The 14746-nt window shown below is 72.6% G+C and carries 16 protein-coding genes and 3 pseudogenes; 14 read left to right on the top strand and 5 right to left on the bottom strand.

What is annotated here, in order from left to right:
- Positions 1 to 8 precede the first annotated feature (8 nt).
- From ACFY29_RS30765 to ACFY29_RS30735, 7 genes and pseudogenes are all read left to right on the top strand, one after another.
- Positions 9 to 911 carry a sulfotransferase domain-containing protein gene (locus ACFY29_RS30765; RefSeq protein WP_386991732.1) on the top strand — a complete coding sequence of 301 codons (903 nt, stop codon included), beginning with the start codon at positions 9 to 11 and terminating at the stop codon, positions 909 to 911.
- Positions 908 to 2167, top strand: coding sequence for a hypothetical protein (locus ACFY29_RS30760; RefSeq protein WP_386991730.1), 1260 nt, complete (start codon positions 908 to 910; stop codon positions 2165 to 2167). The genes ACFY29_RS30765 and ACFY29_RS30760 overlap by 4 nt, the downstream gene beginning before the upstream one ends.
- Positions 2168 to 2387: 220 nt before the next feature.
- Positions 2388 to 2867: a UDP-N-acetylglucosamine--LPS N-acetylglucosamine transferase gene (locus ACFY29_RS30755; protein ID WP_386991728.1), complete on the top strand. Its 480-nt coding sequence runs from the start codon at positions 2388 to 2390 to the stop codon at positions 2865 to 2867.
- Positions 2868 to 2923: 56 nt separating this feature from the next.
- A complete protein-coding gene (locus ACFY29_RS30750) occupies positions 2924 to 3571 on the top strand; it encodes a glycosyltransferase (RefSeq protein WP_386992028.1) in 648 nt (215 codons plus the stop codon).
- Entirely contained in the window at positions 3568 to 4485 is a 918-nt protein-coding gene (locus ACFY29_RS30745; protein WP_386991726.1) for a glycosyltransferase family 2 protein, read from the top strand. Before ACFY29_RS30750 ends, ACFY29_RS30745 begins: the two co-directional genes overlap by 4 nt.
- Before the next feature lie 73 nt (positions 4486 to 4558).
- Positions 4559 to 5215, top strand: coding sequence for a class I SAM-dependent methyltransferase (locus ACFY29_RS30740; protein ID WP_386991724.1), 657 nt, complete (start codon positions 4559 to 4561; stop codon positions 5213 to 5215).
- Positions 5216 to 5279: 64 nt separating this feature from the next.
- Positions 5280 to 5519 (top strand): annotated as a pseudogene (locus tag ACFY29_RS30735) (shikimate dehydrogenase); the annotation flags it as partial.
- A 27-nt stretch (positions 5520 to 5546) separates the two neighbouring features.
- Here ACFY29_RS30735 and ACFY29_RS30730 read toward each other — a convergent pair.
- Both ACFY29_RS30730 and ACFY29_RS30725 read right to left on the bottom strand, forming a co-directional pair.
- Positions 5547 to 5775 (bottom strand): annotated as a pseudogene (locus ACFY29_RS30730) (IS3 family transposase); the annotation flags it as partial.
- A gap of 66 nt (positions 5776 to 5841) precedes the next feature.
- Positions 5842 to 6764 (bottom strand): annotated as a pseudogene (locus ACFY29_RS30725) (cation:proton antiporter).
- Between the two features lie 184 nt (positions 6765 to 6948).
- Here ACFY29_RS30725 and aroC point away from each other — a divergent pair.
- Positions 6949 to 8127, top strand: a complete 1179-nt coding sequence (aroC, locus tag ACFY29_RS30720; protein WP_355605786.1) for a chorismate synthase — start codon at positions 6949 to 6951, stop codon at positions 8125 to 8127.
- Positions 8127 to 8630, top strand: a complete 504-nt coding sequence (locus tag ACFY29_RS30715; RefSeq protein WP_328414071.1) for a shikimate kinase — start codon at positions 8127 to 8129, stop codon at positions 8628 to 8630. The genes aroC and ACFY29_RS30715 overlap by 1 nt, the downstream gene beginning before the upstream one ends.
- Positions 8631 to 8635: 5 nt before the next feature.
- Here the strand turns inward: ACFY29_RS30715 and ACFY29_RS30710 are convergent, their stop codons facing one another.
- Both ACFY29_RS30710 and ACFY29_RS30705 read right to left on the bottom strand, forming a co-directional pair.
- On the bottom strand, positions 8636 to 9283 hold the full coding sequence (locus ACFY29_RS30710) for a hypothetical protein (RefSeq protein ID WP_386991721.1): 648 nt from the start codon (positions 9281 to 9283) through the stop codon (positions 8636 to 8638).
- Positions 9284 to 9450: 167 nt separating this feature from the next.
- Positions 9451 to 10179: an alpha/beta hydrolase gene (locus ACFY29_RS30705; protein WP_355605794.1), complete on the bottom strand. Its 729-nt coding sequence runs from the start codon at positions 10177 to 10179 to the stop codon at positions 9451 to 9453.
- An 80-nt stretch (positions 10180 to 10259) separates the two neighbouring features.
- Between ACFY29_RS30705 and ACFY29_RS30700 the strand changes: the two genes are divergently transcribed.
- The 5 genes from ACFY29_RS30700 (at position 10260) to nusB (ending at position 13910) form a co-directional block, all read left to right on the top strand.
- A complete protein-coding gene (locus ACFY29_RS30700) occupies positions 10260 to 11258 on the top strand; it encodes a YafY family protein (protein WP_328414076.1) in 999 nt (332 codons plus the stop codon).
- Positions 11259 to 11268: 10 nt separating this feature from the next.
- Entirely contained in the window at positions 11269 to 12348 is a 1080-nt protein-coding gene (aroB, locus tag ACFY29_RS30695; protein WP_386991719.1) for a 3-dehydroquinate synthase, read from the top strand.
- Between the two features lie 58 nt (positions 12349 to 12406).
- Positions 12407 to 12832 carry a type II 3-dehydroquinate dehydratase gene (aroQ, locus tag ACFY29_RS30690; protein ID WP_386991717.1) on the top strand — a complete coding sequence of 142 codons (426 nt, stop codon included), beginning with the start codon at positions 12407 to 12409 and terminating at the stop codon, positions 12830 to 12832.
- Positions 12833 to 12918: 86 nt separating this feature from the next.
- Positions 12919 to 13476: an elongation factor P gene (gene efp, locus ACFY29_RS30685; protein WP_210917934.1), complete on the top strand. Its 558-nt coding sequence runs from the start codon at positions 12919 to 12921 to the stop codon at positions 13474 to 13476.
- Positions 13477 to 13499: 23 nt separating this feature from the next.
- The gene (gene nusB, locus ACFY29_RS30680) at positions 13500 to 13910 is read left to right on the top strand and encodes a transcription antitermination factor NusB (RefSeq protein ID WP_328426460.1); all 411 of its coding nucleotides are present in this window, start codon (positions 13500 to 13502) and stop codon (positions 13908 to 13910) included.
- Between the two features lie 75 nt (positions 13911 to 13985).
- Here nusB and ACFY29_RS30675 read toward each other — a convergent pair whose 3' ends face one another.
- Positions 13986 to 14474 (bottom strand): transcriptional regulator, encoded by a 489-nt coding sequence (locus ACFY29_RS30675; RefSeq protein WP_007458348.1) that lies wholly within the window; start codon positions 14472 to 14474, stop codon positions 13986 to 13988.
- Positions 14475 to 14746 lie beyond the last annotated feature (272 nt).

The raw sequence follows: 14746 nt of genomic DNA, 5'->3' as shown, positions 1-14746 counted from the left end.
GGTCCTCCGTGTCGTCCATCCGAGACCGGGTGAAGCAACTCGTGCCGACCCAGGTGACCAACCGGGTGAAGGACTCTCTGGTCGACTATGCGGTGCGCACCAGCGACCGCCGGCCACTGCCGGACTTCCTCATCATCGGCACCAAACGGGGCGGCACCACCTCGCTATGGAACTACCTCATCCAGCACCCGCTGGTGCCGCGCCTCTTCCCGGCCTGGAACACCAAGGCCTCGCACTACTTCGAGGAGAACTGGCACCGGGGCGAGGCGTGGTACCGCTCGCACTTCCCGACCGAGCGGCAGCGGGCGGCGCTGGAGAGCCGGCACGGCGGGCCGGTACGGGTCGGTGAGGCCGCCCCGCTCTACATGTTCCACCCGCTGGCAGCGCAACGCGTCGCCATGCTGATCCCGTCGGTGCGGCTGATCGTGCTGCTACGCGACCCGGTCGAGCGGGCGTACTCGCACTGGAACGAACGGCGGACGCACGGCATCGAGCCGCTGGACTTCGCCGACGCCCTGGCCGCCGAGGAGGAGCGGACGGCGGGGGAGCGGGGGCGGCTGATTGCCGAGCCGGAGTATTTCAGCGAGCCCTACGACTGGTACACCTACCGCGCCCGGGGGCGCTACCTGGAGCACCTGGAGCCGTGGCTGGACCGGTTCGACCGGGCGCGGATCCTCTTCCTGCCCAGCGAGGCCCTCTACCGCGACGCCCGCCTCACCTACCGTCGGACGCTGGACTTCCTCGGGCTGCCCCCGTACGACCTGCCCAACTTCAAGGTCTACAACGACCGGCGGTCCGCTCCGCTGGAGCCGGCGCTGCGCACGGAGCTGACCGCGTACTACCGGCCGTACAACGACGCGCTGCGGCAGCGGCTCGGGCTGAACCTCGACTGGCCGGAGCGGGCGGCGTGACCGTCGAGGTCGCCGCGTCCACCGACCCGCGCACCCGGACCGACGGGCTGGGTTGGGTGAGTCGGGCGGTCTTCGGCAACGAGCGGGTCGCGCTGACCGTGGGCGGCGAACCGCCGGCCGGTCACCGCGCGCTGGCCCGGTACGCGGTGGTTCCGTCGCTGGCCCGGGCCCGGTTCCTGCTGCCGCTCGGCGCGCCCCGGGCCACCACGGCGTCGCTGCTGGCGTACAACGCGTTGCGTCCGCCGAAGGTGCGCGCCGTGCGGGCCGCGCTCGGCACCCTGTCCCGGGTCGGGGCGTTACAGCGGGGCTTTCCCACCCTCACCGTCTCGGTGCCGGCCGGCGAGGAGCCCGCCGAGCTGCTGCTGGCCGAGCGGCTCGCCGTTGCCCTCGGCGGCGCGCCGCTGCACGCGGCGTGCGGGGTGCGCCCACCGGACCCGAACCACAAGCCCACCCTTCAGCTCTTCGCGGCCGACGGCCGGCCCCGCGGGTACGCGAAGATCGGTTGGAACGACGCCACCCGGGCGCTGGTCGCCGCCGAGTCCGCCGCGCTGCGCGCATTGGCCGAGGTGACCGGTGTGGCCGACCACCCGGCGACGCCCCGGTTACTGGCCCAGCTCGACTGGGCGGGGCAGGTGGTGGCGGTGGTCGAGCCGTTGCCGTCGCGGGTGCAGGGGGTGCCGGTCACCGACCGGCCGCGGATCGCCGCGCTGCTCGCGGTCGCCCGCAGGGGCCGCCCGGCGGCCCCGCCCCGACCGCTGGCCGGCTCACCGTTCCTCGCCCGGTTGGCCGCCGAGGCGGCCCGGGCGGCGGGCGCGGCTCCGTCCGGTGCGCGGGCGGTCGCCGCGGTGGCCGGACTGGGACGCCGGTACGGGCGCACCACCGTCGAGTTCGGACACTGGCACGGCGACTGGGTGCCGTGGAACCTCGGCCTGCACGACGGACGGCTGGTCGCGTGGGACTGGGAGCACAGTGGGCAGGACGTCCCGCTCGGCTTCGACCTGGCGCACGACGCGTTCCAGCGGGCCGTGGTGCTACGCGCGGAACCGGCTCGCACGGCTGCGGACGCCATCGACGCCCAGCTCGATCGGTACGGGGACCGGTTGGGGCTCGCGCCGGCCCAGCGCCGTCTGGTGGCCGACGCCTACCTGCTGGAGATGTGGCTGCGGACCTGGCGGCTGGCCGACGGCGGAGCGGGCTGGAACGCCGCGCTGCACCCCGCCCTGTTGGACGTCATCGAGAAACGAGATACGGGCTGATTCGGATGGATCGCCACGCCGATGGCTGTTGACCACTGGCTGAGCGTGACGGGAGAATTACTTGTCGTGATGGTGGTCGATGAACCATCGGGCGACCGGCGCGCCGGACGGCCCGGGCGGGAGATCGATCGATTATCCGGTCGCCCTGTACAACGGCCGGCCTGTGATCGGCTTCTGCCTGGCGCCGACCGAAATTCCAAGCGAACTTGTGGGGAGTCGCGTGGACACGAACATTGAGGACGGATGGCTCCCGGTCCTGCTGCTGGTTGGTTCCAGCGGCGGTCACCTGGCCCAACTGCTGGCACTGCGGTCCTGGTACGAGACCTGGCCCCGATGTTGGGTCACCTTCGACACGCCGGAGGCGGTGTCGCTGCTCGCCGGGGAGGACCTGGTGCCGGCACACCATCCGACCACCCGGAACGTGCCGAACCTCCTGCGTAACGCGGTGCTCGCCTGGCGGGTGCTGAGTCGCCGACGGGTCGCCGCGGTGGTCACCACCGGCGCCGGGGTCGCCGTTCCGTTCGTGGTACTGGCCCGGCTGCGCAACGTCCCGACCGTGTACATCGAGGTGTACGACCGGATCGACACCCCCACGTTGACCGCCCGGCTCTGCCGACCGTTTCTCTCCGCGATGCTCGTCCAGTGGGATGAGCAACGTCGGCAGTACCCGGAGGCGACCGTCGTGGGGACGCTGCTGTGAGCGGGGAGGCGACCACCGGCACAGCGCCCGCCGCCCGGCCCGCCCCGCCCCGGGCGGTGCCGCACGCCGCCCACCCGGACTCGGCCCTGGTGCCCCGCCAGCGGGATCGCGCCGACGACGCCCAGCTACGAGTGCTGGTCGCCGTCGGCACCGACAAGCACCCGTTCGACCGGCTGGTGAGCTGGCTGGACGAGTGGCATGTCGAGGCCGCCGACCAGGTCGGGCTCACCGTCCAGCACGGGCACACCCGGGCTCCCGCGCTGCCCGGCGCGGTGCCGTTCCTCGGCCACGACGCGTTGCAGGCCGCGATGGCCGACGTCGACCTGGTGGTCTGCCACGGCGGCCCGGCGACCATCCTGGAGGCCCGCCGGCACGGTCACCTGCCGATCGTGGTCCCACGGGATCCGGCCCACGGCGAGCACGTCGACGACCACCAACTGCTCTTCGCCCGCCGGCTCGGCGCGGCCGGCATGGTCGCGCTCTGCGAGACCCGTCAGGCCCTGCGCGACGCACTGGACGCCGGGCTGGCCGACCCGACCCGTTTCGCGGTCGCCTCCGACCCGCAGGCGCACGACGCGCGGCACGCGGCGGTGGCCCGGGTGGGGCAGATCGTGGACGGGCTGGTCGCCTCCGCATCCGGGCGACGCCGGGCGTGGTGGCGCCCGTGGGAGCGGCCCGGCCGGGGCCAGGGGCGGGACCGATGACGGCACCCACGGTTAGCGTCGTGGTGCCGACCCGGGATCGGCCGGAGTTGCTCCGCGCCGCGGTCCGGGCCATCCTCGACCAGGAGCATCCCGGCGCCATCGAGGTCGTGGTGGTCCAGGACCACTCCGACCCGGACGGGTCGCTGATCGAGTTGGCCCGGCCTGACCGCGCCGTCCGGGTGATCCGTAACGGGCGAACCCCGGGGCTGGCCGGGGCACGCAACTCGGGCACCCTGGCCGCCGAGGGTGAGCTGATCGCGTTCTGCGACGACGACGACGAATGGTTGCCGGGCAAGCTCTCCGCCCAGATCGCCGCGCTCGCCGCAGCGCCGGAGGCCGAGTTTGTCAGCTGCGGCATCCGGGTCAGTTACGACGGGCACACCGTGGACCGGGTGCTCGACAAGGAGCGGGTCGCCCTGGCCGACCTGCTCCGGGACCGGATGACCGAGCTGCATCCGTCCACCTTCCTGATCCGCGCCGCGGCCCTGCGGGACGGGTTCGGGCTGGTCGACGAGGAGATCCCGGGCAGCTACGCAGAGGACTACGAGTTCCTGCTCCGGGCCGCCCGCAGCGCCCCGTTGGTCAACCTGCGCACCCCCTACGTGTCGGTGCGCTGGCACCAGCGGTCGTACTTCGCGCAGCGCTGGGACACCATCTCCGAGGCGTTGCAGTGGTTGTTGGAGCGCTACCCGGAGTTCGGCACCCAGCCGGCCGGCGAGGCGCGCGTTGCCGGGCAGATCGCCTTCGCCCGGGCCGCGTCCGGCGACCGGCAGGGCGCGCTGCGCTGGGCCCGGCGGACCCTCCGGCGCAACCCGCGGGAGCCGCGCGCGTACCTCGCGCTCGCGGTGGCCGGGCGGATGGTCCGGGCCGACGCGGTCCTGCGCACCCTGCACAAGCGGGGCCGAGGCATCTGAGCTCGCGCCCACCGACCGCCCGACCGGTTCGCGTCGTGAACCGCCCCGACACAGCAGACAAGGATGCCGGCTCATGGCACTTCACTCGCTCAGGTTCCGCCTGGTCGACTCGCCGACCTCGCTCGGCGCGAAGCGCCGGGCGAGGCGCGCGGCCTGGCTGTCGGACACGTTCCCCAACCTCGCCGAGATGAGCGTCCTCGACCTCGGCGGGCGGGTGGAGAGCTGGGCCGGGGTGCCGGTACGTCCGGCTCGCGTCCACGTGGTCAACCTGGAGCCGCTGCCGTCGGAGTTGCCGGCGTGGGCCGAGGCGGACCACGCCGACGCCTGCGAGCTGCCGAAGAGCATCCTCAGCCGCCGGTACGACCTCGTCTTCAGCAACAGCGTGCTGGAGCACGTGGGCGGGCACGATCGGCGCCGGCGCATGGCAGAGGCGATTCGCGAGCTGGCACCCGCGTACTGGGTGCAGACGCCGTACCGGTACTTCCCGGTCGAGCCGCACTGGGTGGCGCCTGGCATGCAGTTCCTGCCGGTGCCGGCGCGCGTGGTCGTGGCGCGAAAGTGGCCGTTGGCATACACCCCGGGCAAGTCGTACGAGGCAGCTATCCGGCAGGTCCTCACCACGGAGCTGATCGGCCGGGCGGAGATGCGGCAGCTGTTTCCGGATGCCACCATTCGCAACGAACGACTGCTGGGCCTTACCAAGTCGCTGATTGCGCACCGGAGTTCATAACGGCTTCGCCGCCACCTGGCGCGGGCCGGCCTGGCCGCCAGCCCGGGGGTGCTCGCCCTCGGCGGCGACGGTGCCGAAGGGGGTCGCCGACCCGCTCGCCGGCACGGTGGCCTGGCGGCCGGAGGCGGTGCTCTTCGACGCGCTCTACGACCCGTGGCCGACGCCGCTGGCGGCCGGTCGCCGGCTCGTCTCCGGGCTGGATCTGCTGCTGGCCCAAGCGGTCGGCCAGTTCGAGCAGTTCACCGGGGTCGCCGCGCCCCGGGCCGAGATGGCCGCCGCGCTGGCTGCGGCACGCGCCGCCTGAGGCCGCCCTCCCCACCCGCACCCGCGCGACGTCTTCCCAGAAGCAGAGCCTGGCCACCCGGTTGGCGCCGGCGGTGGATGCCCTGAGCGGCGAGTTCGTCGGCGATGAACCGGTAGCCGAACGCCGGGTCGTCGTGGTGGATGTCCAGCGCGGCGTTGATCAGGTGGACGTTGTCCCAGTCCCGCTGTGAGGCCGGATCTCTACGCCACGCGTAGTAGGCCTGCGGGCTGAAGCCCAGGACCCGGCAGGAGGCGGTGTGCATTCGGTGGAAGTCGCACAGGTCATCGACGTTTCGGACACCCTGAACTGCTCGACGGCGCCATCAGCGAATTCGGCTGGGCCGACGCGGAGCGGTTGGCAGTCCCGTTACGTCGTCACGCTGTGTTTCTCGACGCTGTGGTTGGACTGGCGTCGGCGGTCGCGGCCCTGGGCCTTCGGTTCGGCCCGGCGACAGCCGAGCCGTATAACCGCAGCCATTTTCGTACCAGGCGGGGGCGACGGGTTGAAGATTAGGGCGATCACAGTGTCGGTCGAGGAGTGCGCGAAGATAGACAGCACAATGGTCAACGCGGCCAGGTGGAAGGCCTCGTCGCCAGCGGGGGTGCCGGCCTGGAGCACCAGCAGGCCGTAGACCACCGAGGCGAAGCCCTCCGGGCCGATCCGCATGGCGGCGAACTGCTCGGTGCGGCTCAGGTGTGAGCCGAGGAAGGACACGGCCAGTGCCGCCGGGCGGGCCACCACGATGGCGAGCACCGCGAAGACCCAGCCCGGCGATCAGCTCGCCGAAGTGTTCGAAGCTCTCCCGCTGCCGCTCGCCGAAGGTGGCCTCGACGTTGAGCAGGTGGCGCAGCCGGTCGTTGCCGACCAGGCCGGCGGCGAAGACCGGGTCTGTGGGGGAGAGGATCGCCCCGAGCAGCAGCGCTTTCAGCCAGTCCAACCCCACCACGAAGTACGCCAGCACCGCGGTGATGACCAGGGTCAGCGGCAGGCACCAACCCAGCGCCGGGCCGGGCAGTCGGCAGGGGCCGCCGACCGCAGGTCCGCCCAGCCGACCCGCATGCCGGCGGTGAAGAGCACGGTGAACAGGGCCAGCTCGGCCGGGGTCGACACGATCGGCGTGTGGGCGGTGACCTCCAGCAACCCGGTTGTCTCCGGGTCCAGCACGAACCCGGCGAACAGGAAGAGCACCGCAGTGGAGAGGATGGTCCGGTGGGCCAGGCTGGAGAACAGGACAGCCAGCAGCATTACGGCGGCGAACGCGAAGAGCAGCACCGGAACTCCTGAATCAGGGGTCGACGAAGTCACTGCCGACCAGACTTCCCGGCCCACCGACCTGGTCTTAGGGTTTCCCGTCGCCGGAGGCGTCCGCAGGGCGGGACGCGGCGGGCAGCGCACCGAGCCGGTGGCCAGCCGTGACAGACTGACGGCTGTGTTGCGCTGGTTGACTGCAGGTGAATCGCACGGTCCCGCCCTCGTCGCGCTGCTGGAGGGGGTGCCGGCCGGGATCGAGGTGACCTCCACCGAGATCGCCGACGAGCTGGCCCGCCGGCGGCTGGGCTATGGCCGTGGTGCCCGGATGTCGTTCGAGCGGGACGAGGTCGAGGTGCTCGGCGGCCTGCGGCACGGCGTCAGCCTGGGCAGCCCGGTGGCGATCCGGGTGGGCAACTCCGAGTGGCCGAAGTGGCGCACGGTGATGGCCGCCGACCCGGTGGACCCCGACGAGCTCGCCCGGCAGGCCCGCAATGCCCCGTTGACCCGCCCCCGGCCCGGCCACGCCGACCTCGCCGGCATGCAGAAGTACGGCCACACCGACGCCCGGCCGATCCTGGAGCGGGCCAGCGCCCGGGAGACCGCGGCCCGGGTCGCCGTCGGCACGGTCGCCAAGGCACTGATCCGTCAGGCGCTCGGCATCGAGATCGTCTCGCACGTCGTCGAGCTGGGCCCGGTGGCCGCGAAGCCCGGGCTGCGCCCCACCCCGGAGGACGCCGCCCGGATCGACGCCGACCCGCTGCGCTGCCTCGACCCGGAGGCCAGCGCCCTCATGGTCGCCGAGGTGGACGCCGCGAAGAAGGACGCCGACACCCTCGGCGGCGTGGTCGAGGTGCTGGCGTACGGGGTGCCGCCGGGGCTGGGCAGCCACGTGCAGTGGGACCGCAAGCTCGACGCCCGGCTGGCCACCGCGCTGATGTCGATCCAGGCGATCAAGGGCGTGGAGATCGGCGACGGCTGGCAACAGGCCCGGTCCCGCGGCTCGGAGGCACACGACGAGATCATCCCGTCGGCCACCGGCGTCCGCCGGGTCACCGACCGGGCCGGCGGGCTCGAGGGCGGCATCACCACCGGCGAGCCGCTGCGGGTCCGTGCCGCGATGAAGCCGATCTCGTCCCTGAACCGGGCGCTGGCCACCGTGGACGTCACCACCGGCGAGCCGGCCACCGCGATCAACCAGCGCTCGGACGTCTGCGCCGTGCCCGCCGCGGCGGTGGTCGCCGAGGCGATGGTCGCGCTGGTGCTGGCCGAGGCGGCCACCGAGAAGTTCGGCGGCGACTCGGTCGCCGAGATCCGCCGCAACCTGACCGGCTACCTCGACGCGCTGGTCATCCGCTGATGGCGCCGGTCATCGTGCTCGTCGGCGCGCCCGGCTGCGGCAAGACCACCGTGGGACGGGTGCTCGCCGAGGCCCTCGGGGTGGAGTTCCGCGACACCGACACCGACATCGAGCGGATGGCTGGCAAGCCCATCCCGGAGATCTTCATCGACGAGGGCGAGGAGCACTTCCGTACCCTCGAACGGGCCGCGGTGGCCGCGGCACTGGCGGCCAGCACCGGGGTGCTCGCCCTCGGCGGGGGTGCGGTGCTGGCCGAGGAGAACCGCGCCGCCCTGGTCGGACACCGGGTGGTGCACCTCTCGGTCGAGCTGCCCGACGCGGTCAAGCGGGTCGGGCTCGGCGCCGGTCGGCCGCTGCTGGCGATCAACCCGCGGGCCACCCTCAAGCACCTGATGGATCAGCGCCGGCCGCTCTACACCGAGGTGGCCACCGCGACGGTGCGCACCGACGGTCGGACCCCGGAGGACATCGTCGCCGAGATCGCCGCGCTGCTGCCCCGCTGACCCGGTCAGCCGCCAGCCGGACGGCGGGCGGGGCCGTTGTCGACGAACCGGAAGGTGCTCCGCAGCGGGGCGTCGCCCAGCTCTTCGAGGATCAGGCCGCTGGTGGCGGAGTGCTGCAGGTACGCCGACTCGTTGCTGATCGCGTACGCACCCTTGCCGCTGGCGGTGATCGTGAACTGCTGACCCGGGTTGGCGGTGTCGCAGACCGCCCCCTCGACGGTCAGTGACTCCGTGGTGCGAGGGTTGCGCACCTGCCAGCAGGACGGCACATCGTTGGCGGGATGGCTGTTGGGCTGGCCGTACGCCTTGATCAGGTATTTGTCGCCACCGATCGGCGTCGGGACGAACCGTTGGCGGCCGCTGTCGTCGTCGGCCTCGACGAGCTGGCCGTAGAGCGACACTCCGGACTCGAATGACTGCACCCGGACGATGGCGATCTCCCGTGAACCGGACAGGACGGCGTCGGTCGGACCTGCCGAGGTGGACGGCGGCGGGGTGGACGGCGACGGTGCAGCCACCGTCGCCGTCGCGGGTGCCGAGGCGGAGGGCCCGGCGGAGGCGGCGGGGTCTGCGGGCGGGTCGGCCTGGCAGGCCACCAGCGCCCCGGCGCACGTCAACATCGCCGCGCCGGTAGCCCATTTCACCGTCGACATGCCCAACTCCTCACCCCTGCCCCGCAACTGTCCGCCGGGCATCACCATGGACGCGACGACCGCGCCGACACACCCTCCCACAGGCCTGTCACCGCCCGCCGTTTCACCCCGGCCGGCCTATTTCGCCCGTCGTGGTCGGGTGTGGCGGGCCGGTGGCAGGCACTGCCTCAGCTGCGGGCGATGGCGTCGAGCACGTCGGCCAGGGCCTTGGGCTCGCTGAGCATCGGCCAGTGCCCGGTGGGCAGCTCGAACAGCTGACCACCGGCCAGCCCGGTGAAGAACGGGTGCCCCTGGCCGATCATCTGCTCCACCACCGCCAGCGGGAAGGTGCTGGCGACCAGCGCGGTCGGCACCGGGCGACCACCGGTGCGCCGCACCGGGTCGGTCGCCGCCCGCAGTGGCTGCCCAGTGGCCCGGGCGCGCAGCAGGGCCAGCGTCGGCTCGTCCAGCCCGGCCAGGTTGGCCGGGTCGGCCGCCGGATCCCAGGCCGGCGGCGGCAGCAGGTGACCAGCACCGATGGCGTCCCGCAGCGCCTGCTGCTCCTCGGGTGGCACCGTGTCGAACTGCGCCGTGCCGTCCGGCAGCGGCCCGCTCTCCACGTAGACCACCCGGGCGATCCGGTCCGGGATGCGGTCCGCGGCCTGAGCGACCGGCATGCCACCGCCGGAGTGCCCGACCAGCAGCACCTCCCGCAGGTCCTCGACCTCGATCAACCGGACGATGTCGACGGTGTGCGTCTCCAGGCTCACCTCGGGCCCGGCGAGATGGGCCCGCTCGGCCAACCCGGTCAGCGTCATCGGGTAGACCTCATGCCCCTGCGCGCGCAGCGCACCGGTCACGTCCCGCCATGCCCAGGCACCCAACCAGAACCCCGGTACCAGCACGAACGTCGCCATCTGTCGCTCCTTCTCTCGGTTGTGGCCACGACCGTACGATTGCAACCGGACAGAATCCGCCCGGTTTAGAGGAGTGGTCCGTGTCACATCCTGCGGCTCGGGTGCTGGCCCTGCTCGAACTGCTGCAGACGCGGCACCGGGCGACCGCCGCCGAGCTGGCCGGCCGGCTCGGCGTGGACGAGCGCACCGTGCGCCGGTATGCGGCCACCCTGGTCGAGATGGGCATCCCGGTCACCGCCGACCGGGGCCGCCACGGCGGCTACCGGCTGCACCCCGGGTTCAAGTTGCCGCCGCTGATGCTCACCGACGACGAGGCGGTGGCCGTGCTGCTCGGCCTGGTCGTCGCCGAACGGGTCGGGCTGGGCACCGAGCAGCCGGCCACCGCCACCGCGCTGGCGAAGATCCGGCGGGTGCTGCCGGCGGCGCTCGCCGACCGGTTGGCCGCCGTGCAGGAGCACCTCGGCTTCACCCTGTGGCGCCCCGAGGCGCAGCGGGGGCCGACGTCGGGCACCCTGCTCACCCTGGCCGCGGCCGCCCGACACCGGCAGCGGGTGGCGCTGGACTACCGCTCCTGGCGGGGCGAGCAGTCGCACCGTGAGCTCGACCCATACGGGCTGGTCTTCCACGCCGGCCGCTGGTACGTCACCGGCCACGACCACCGGCGTGGGCAGATCCGCACGTTCCGGCTGGACCGGATCGGCGCCGTGACGCCCGGCGCGGCGACGTTCACCGTGCCGGACGGCTTCGACCCGGTGGCCCGGGTGACCCGGTCGCTGGCCGGCGTGCCGTACACGCACGAGATCGAGGTGCTGCTGGAGACCGACCTGGTCGCCGCCCGCCGCCGCGTCCCGCCCAGCGTGGCCGAGCTGACTGCCACCACCGACGGGGTGCTGCTGCGGGGCCGCGCGGAGAGCCTGCCCGGCGCGGCCGCGCTGCTCGCCGGGCTGGGCTGCCCGTTCACCGTGCGGCACCCGGACGCGCTGCGCGCCGCGGTGGCCGAGCACGCCCGCCTGCTGGCCGACTGGGCCGCCCGGCCAGCAGGTGGGCAGCTGCCCTCACCGCGCCCTCCGCTGGACTAGGCTGCCGGCGATGGACGAGGTGACCCGGATCCCGGTCGGCGGCGAGCGGCCGTACGACGTGCTGGTCGGACGAGACCTGCTGGACACGCTGCCTGGGCTGCTGCCCGGCGCGACCCGCGCGGCGGTGCTGCACGCGCCCCCGCTGAAGGCGCTGGCCGACGCGATCGGCGAGCGGCTGCGCGCGGCCGGCGTCGAGCCGCTGCCGATCGAGGTGCCCGACGCCGAGGCGGGCAAACAGATCGACGTGGCCGCCGAGTGCTGGGACCGGCTCGGTGCGGCCGGTTTCACCCGTACCGACGCGGTGGTCGGGGTCGGCGGCGGCGCGGTGACCGACCTGGCCGGCTTCGTCGCGGCCTGCTGGCTGCGCGGCGTGCGCTGGGTGCCGGTGGCCACCTCGTTGCTGGGCATGGTGGACGCCGCGGTGGGCGGCAAGACCGGGATCAACACCGCCGCCGGCAAGAACCTGGTGGGCGCATTCCACCCACCCGTCGGGGTCCTGGCCGACCTGGCCACCCTGGACAGCCTGCCCGCCACCGACCTGGCGGCCGGGTTGGCCGAGGTGGTCAAATGCGGCTTCATCGCCGACCCGGCGATTCTGGACATGGTCGAGCGTGAGCCGGCGGCGGCCACCGACCCGCGCGGGCCGGTCGCCCGGGAGCTGATCGAGCGGGCGATCCGGGTCAAGGCTGACGTGGTCTCCGGCGACCTGCGTGAGTCGGGCCTGCGGGAGGTGCTCAACTACGGGCACACGCTGGCCCACGCGATCGAGCGGGTCGAGGGCTACCGCTGGCGGCACGGCCACGCCGTCGCCGTCGGCCTGGTGTACGCCGCCGCGCTGGCCCGGCTCGCCGGCCGGCTGGACGCGCCGACCGCCGAGCGGCACCGGAGCGCCCTGGCCGCGCTCGGCCTGCCGGTGAGCTACCCGGCCGACGCCTGGCCGCAGCTCCTGGCCGCGATGCGGGTGGACAAGAAGGCCCGGGGCAGTCAGCTCCGCTTCGTGGTGCTGGACGGGCTGGCCCGCCCGGCGATGTTGGAGGGGCCGGACGACGAGTTGCTCGCGGCCGCCTACCGGGAGGTGGGTGTCGAGTGAGCGCGAGGAGTGAGCCGGGTTTGCGAGCCCCGCAGTCGCGAACGAAAGGTGGCCCGGCGTGAAGGTCTACGTCCTCAACGGGCCGAACCTGCGCCGGTTGGGCTCCCGCGAGCCTGAGGTGTACGGCGCGGCCAGCTACGCCGACCTGGTGGCGCTCTGCGAGCACACCGGCAAGGAGTTGGGGCTCGACGTGACGGTCCGGCAGACCGACGCCGAGCACGAGCTGCTCGGCTGGCTGCACGCCGCCGCCGACGAGGGCGCCGCGGTGGTGCTCAACCCGGCCGCCTGGTCGCACTATTCGTACGCGGTGCGGGACGCCTGCGCGATGCTGCGGGGGCCGTTGGTGGAGGTGCACATCTCCAACATCCATGCCCGCGAGGAATTCCGGCGCCACTCGGTGGTGTCCGCGGTGGCCACTGGGGTGATCTGCGGGCTCGGCATTGACGGTTATCGCCTCGCCCTGCACCATCTGGCCGCCCGCTGAGGGGCCGTCCCGAGCGGGGGCCGGGCGATTCGACGCAGCTAGTAGACTCGTAGGGTCTGTCCGCCAATTGATGATCAAGGCAGGAAATGGCCTCCACCAACGACCTCAAAAACGGCCTGGTACTCAACCTTGACGGCGAGCTCTGGGCCGTCGTCGAGTTCCAGCACGTCAAGCCCGGTAAGGGTGGTGCGTTCGTGCGCACCACGCTGAAGAACGTGCTGTCCGGGAAGGTGGTCGACAAGACCTTCAACGCGGGCACCAAGGTCGAAACCGCGACCGTGGACAAGCGCACGATGCAGTACCTGTACGCCGACGGCGAGGACTACGTCTTCATGGATCTGGAGACCTTCGACCAGATCACCGTTCCCGGGGGCACCGTCGGCGAGGCGGCCAACTACCTCCTCCCCGAGGCCGAGGCGACCGTCGCCACGCACGAGAGCGTCCCGCTCTACATCGAGCTGCCCACCAGCGTCGTGCTGGAGGTCACCTACACCGAGCCGGGTCTGCAGGGCGACCGGTCGACCGGCGGCAACAAGCCGGCCACCGTCGAGACCGGCGCGACCGTGCAGGTGCCGCTCTTCATCACCACCGGCGAGAAGATCAAGGTCGACACGCGCGACGGCCGTTACCTCGGCCGCTCCTGATGGCTGAGGGTCCCAAGCAGCAGATGCCCGCGCGTCGCAAGGCGCGCAAGCGGGCGCTGGACGTCCTCTACGAGGCTGACCTTCGGGACCGGCCCCCGGTCGAGGTGCTCGCCGGCTACCTGCAGCGGATCGAGCAGCCCCGGCCGGAGCACCTGGGCTACGCGGTGGGCCTGATCGAGGGGGTCGCCGAGCACCTGAACCGGATCGACGAGCTGATCGCCAGCTACGCCGAGGGCTGGACGCTGGAGCGGATGCCGGTGGTCGACCGCAACCTCGCCCGGATCGCGGTCTACGAGCTGCTCTACGTCGACGAGATCGACGACGCGGTGGCGATCAGCGAGGCCGTCGAGCTGGCCCGGCAGATGTCCACCGACGACTCGCCGCGCTTCCTCAACGGCATCCTCGGCCGAATCGCCGAGTACGCCACCCGCTGAGCGCACCCGCTCAGCACGCGTACCACAAGAAGAGCCCGTGCCGGATGGCACGGGCCCTTCTTGTGGATCGACGGATCAGGACGCGAAGAACGCCCGCGGGTCGGCGACCAGCACACCGTGCTCGGTGAGCCGCTCGATCAGACCCGACGGCGAGGCGTCGTAGACGATCGCGAGCGCCCGCAGGTCATCGGCGCGGATGGAGAGCACCCGGCCGTTGTAGTCGCCGCGCTGCTGCTGGATGGCGCGGGCGTAGCGGGCGACGTAGGCCAGGTCCTCGGAGGCCTCGTCGTAGAGCCGCTCCAGGTCCAGGACGATCTTGCTGGTGGGCTCGTGACGGACACCACTGCCGTCGGGCAGCAGCTCCGAGACGGGGACGCGGTAGAACTCAGCCAGCTCGGCCAGGCGGGACACCGTCACGGCCCGGTCGCCGCGCTCGTACGAGCCGACCACCACGGCCTTCCACCGCCCGTTCGACTTCTCTTCCACGCCCTGCAGGGAGAGACCCTGCTGCTGGCGGATGGAGCGCAGGCGGGCGCCCAGCGACTTGGCGTATTCAGAGGGCATTCGGACACTCCCAGTGCTGCTCGGGGTTCTCCCGTCGATCGCTACGGAGCGTGACGGTACGGGGATTGCGACACCTGGTCAAGTGGTCGTGACCTTACCGTTGGGGAGCACCGGGGGAGTTATCCCCATTCGCCGGGCCTGATCCGATGCTCAGCGGCCGCCGTCCATCGGCCCGGTGACCACTGGTAACGTGGCGTGAAGCCCCGGCCCAGGTCCGTCCGCGGACGGCCGGAGGTGCCCGACATCCTTTAACGACCCGTCCAGTGAGGCGG

The sequence above is a fragment of the Micromonospora sp. NPDC000668 genome (assembly GCF_042897975.1).
Classification (GTDB): domain Bacteria; phylum Actinomycetota; class Actinomycetes; order Mycobacteriales; family Micromonosporaceae; genus Micromonospora.
The sequence above is the reverse complement of the archived record's forward strand: the minus strand, read 5'-3'. Positions and strand labels throughout refer to the sequence as shown.

Coding starts and splice junctions, on each gene's coding strand:
- ACFY29_RS30745 (WP_386991726.1), top strand. CDS start 3,568: ATGACGGCACCCACGGTTAGCGTCGTGGTGCCGACCCGGGATCGGCCG.
- ACFY29_RS30740 (WP_386991724.1), top strand. CDS start 4,559: ATGGCACTTCACTCGCTCAGGTTCCGCCTGGTCGACTCGCCGACCTCG.
- ACFY29_RS30715 (WP_328414071.1), top strand. CDS start 8,127: ATGGCGCCGGTCATCGTGCTCGTCGGCGCGCCCGGCTGCGGCAAGACC.
- ACFY29_RS30710 (WP_386991721.1), bottom strand. CDS start 9,283: ATGTCGACGGTGAAATGGGCTACCGGCGCGGCGATGTTGACGTGCGCC.
- ACFY29_RS30705 (WP_355605794.1), bottom strand. CDS start 10,179: ATGGCGACGTTCGTGCTGGTACCGGGGTTCTGGTTGGGTGCCTGGGCA.
- aroB (WP_386991719.1), top strand. CDS start 11,269: ATGGACGAGGTGACCCGGATCCCGGTCGGCGGCGAGCGGCCGTACGAC.
- efp (WP_210917934.1), top strand. CDS start 12,919: ATGGCCTCCACCAACGACCTCAAAAACGGCCTGGTACTCAACCTTGAC.
- nusB (WP_328426460.1), top strand. CDS start 13,500: ATGCCCGCGCGTCGCAAGGCGCGCAAGCGGGCGCTGGACGTCCTCTAC.
- ACFY29_RS30675 (WP_007458348.1), bottom strand. CDS start 14,474: ATGCCCTCTGAATACGCCAAGTCGCTGGGCGCCCGCCTGCGCTCCATC.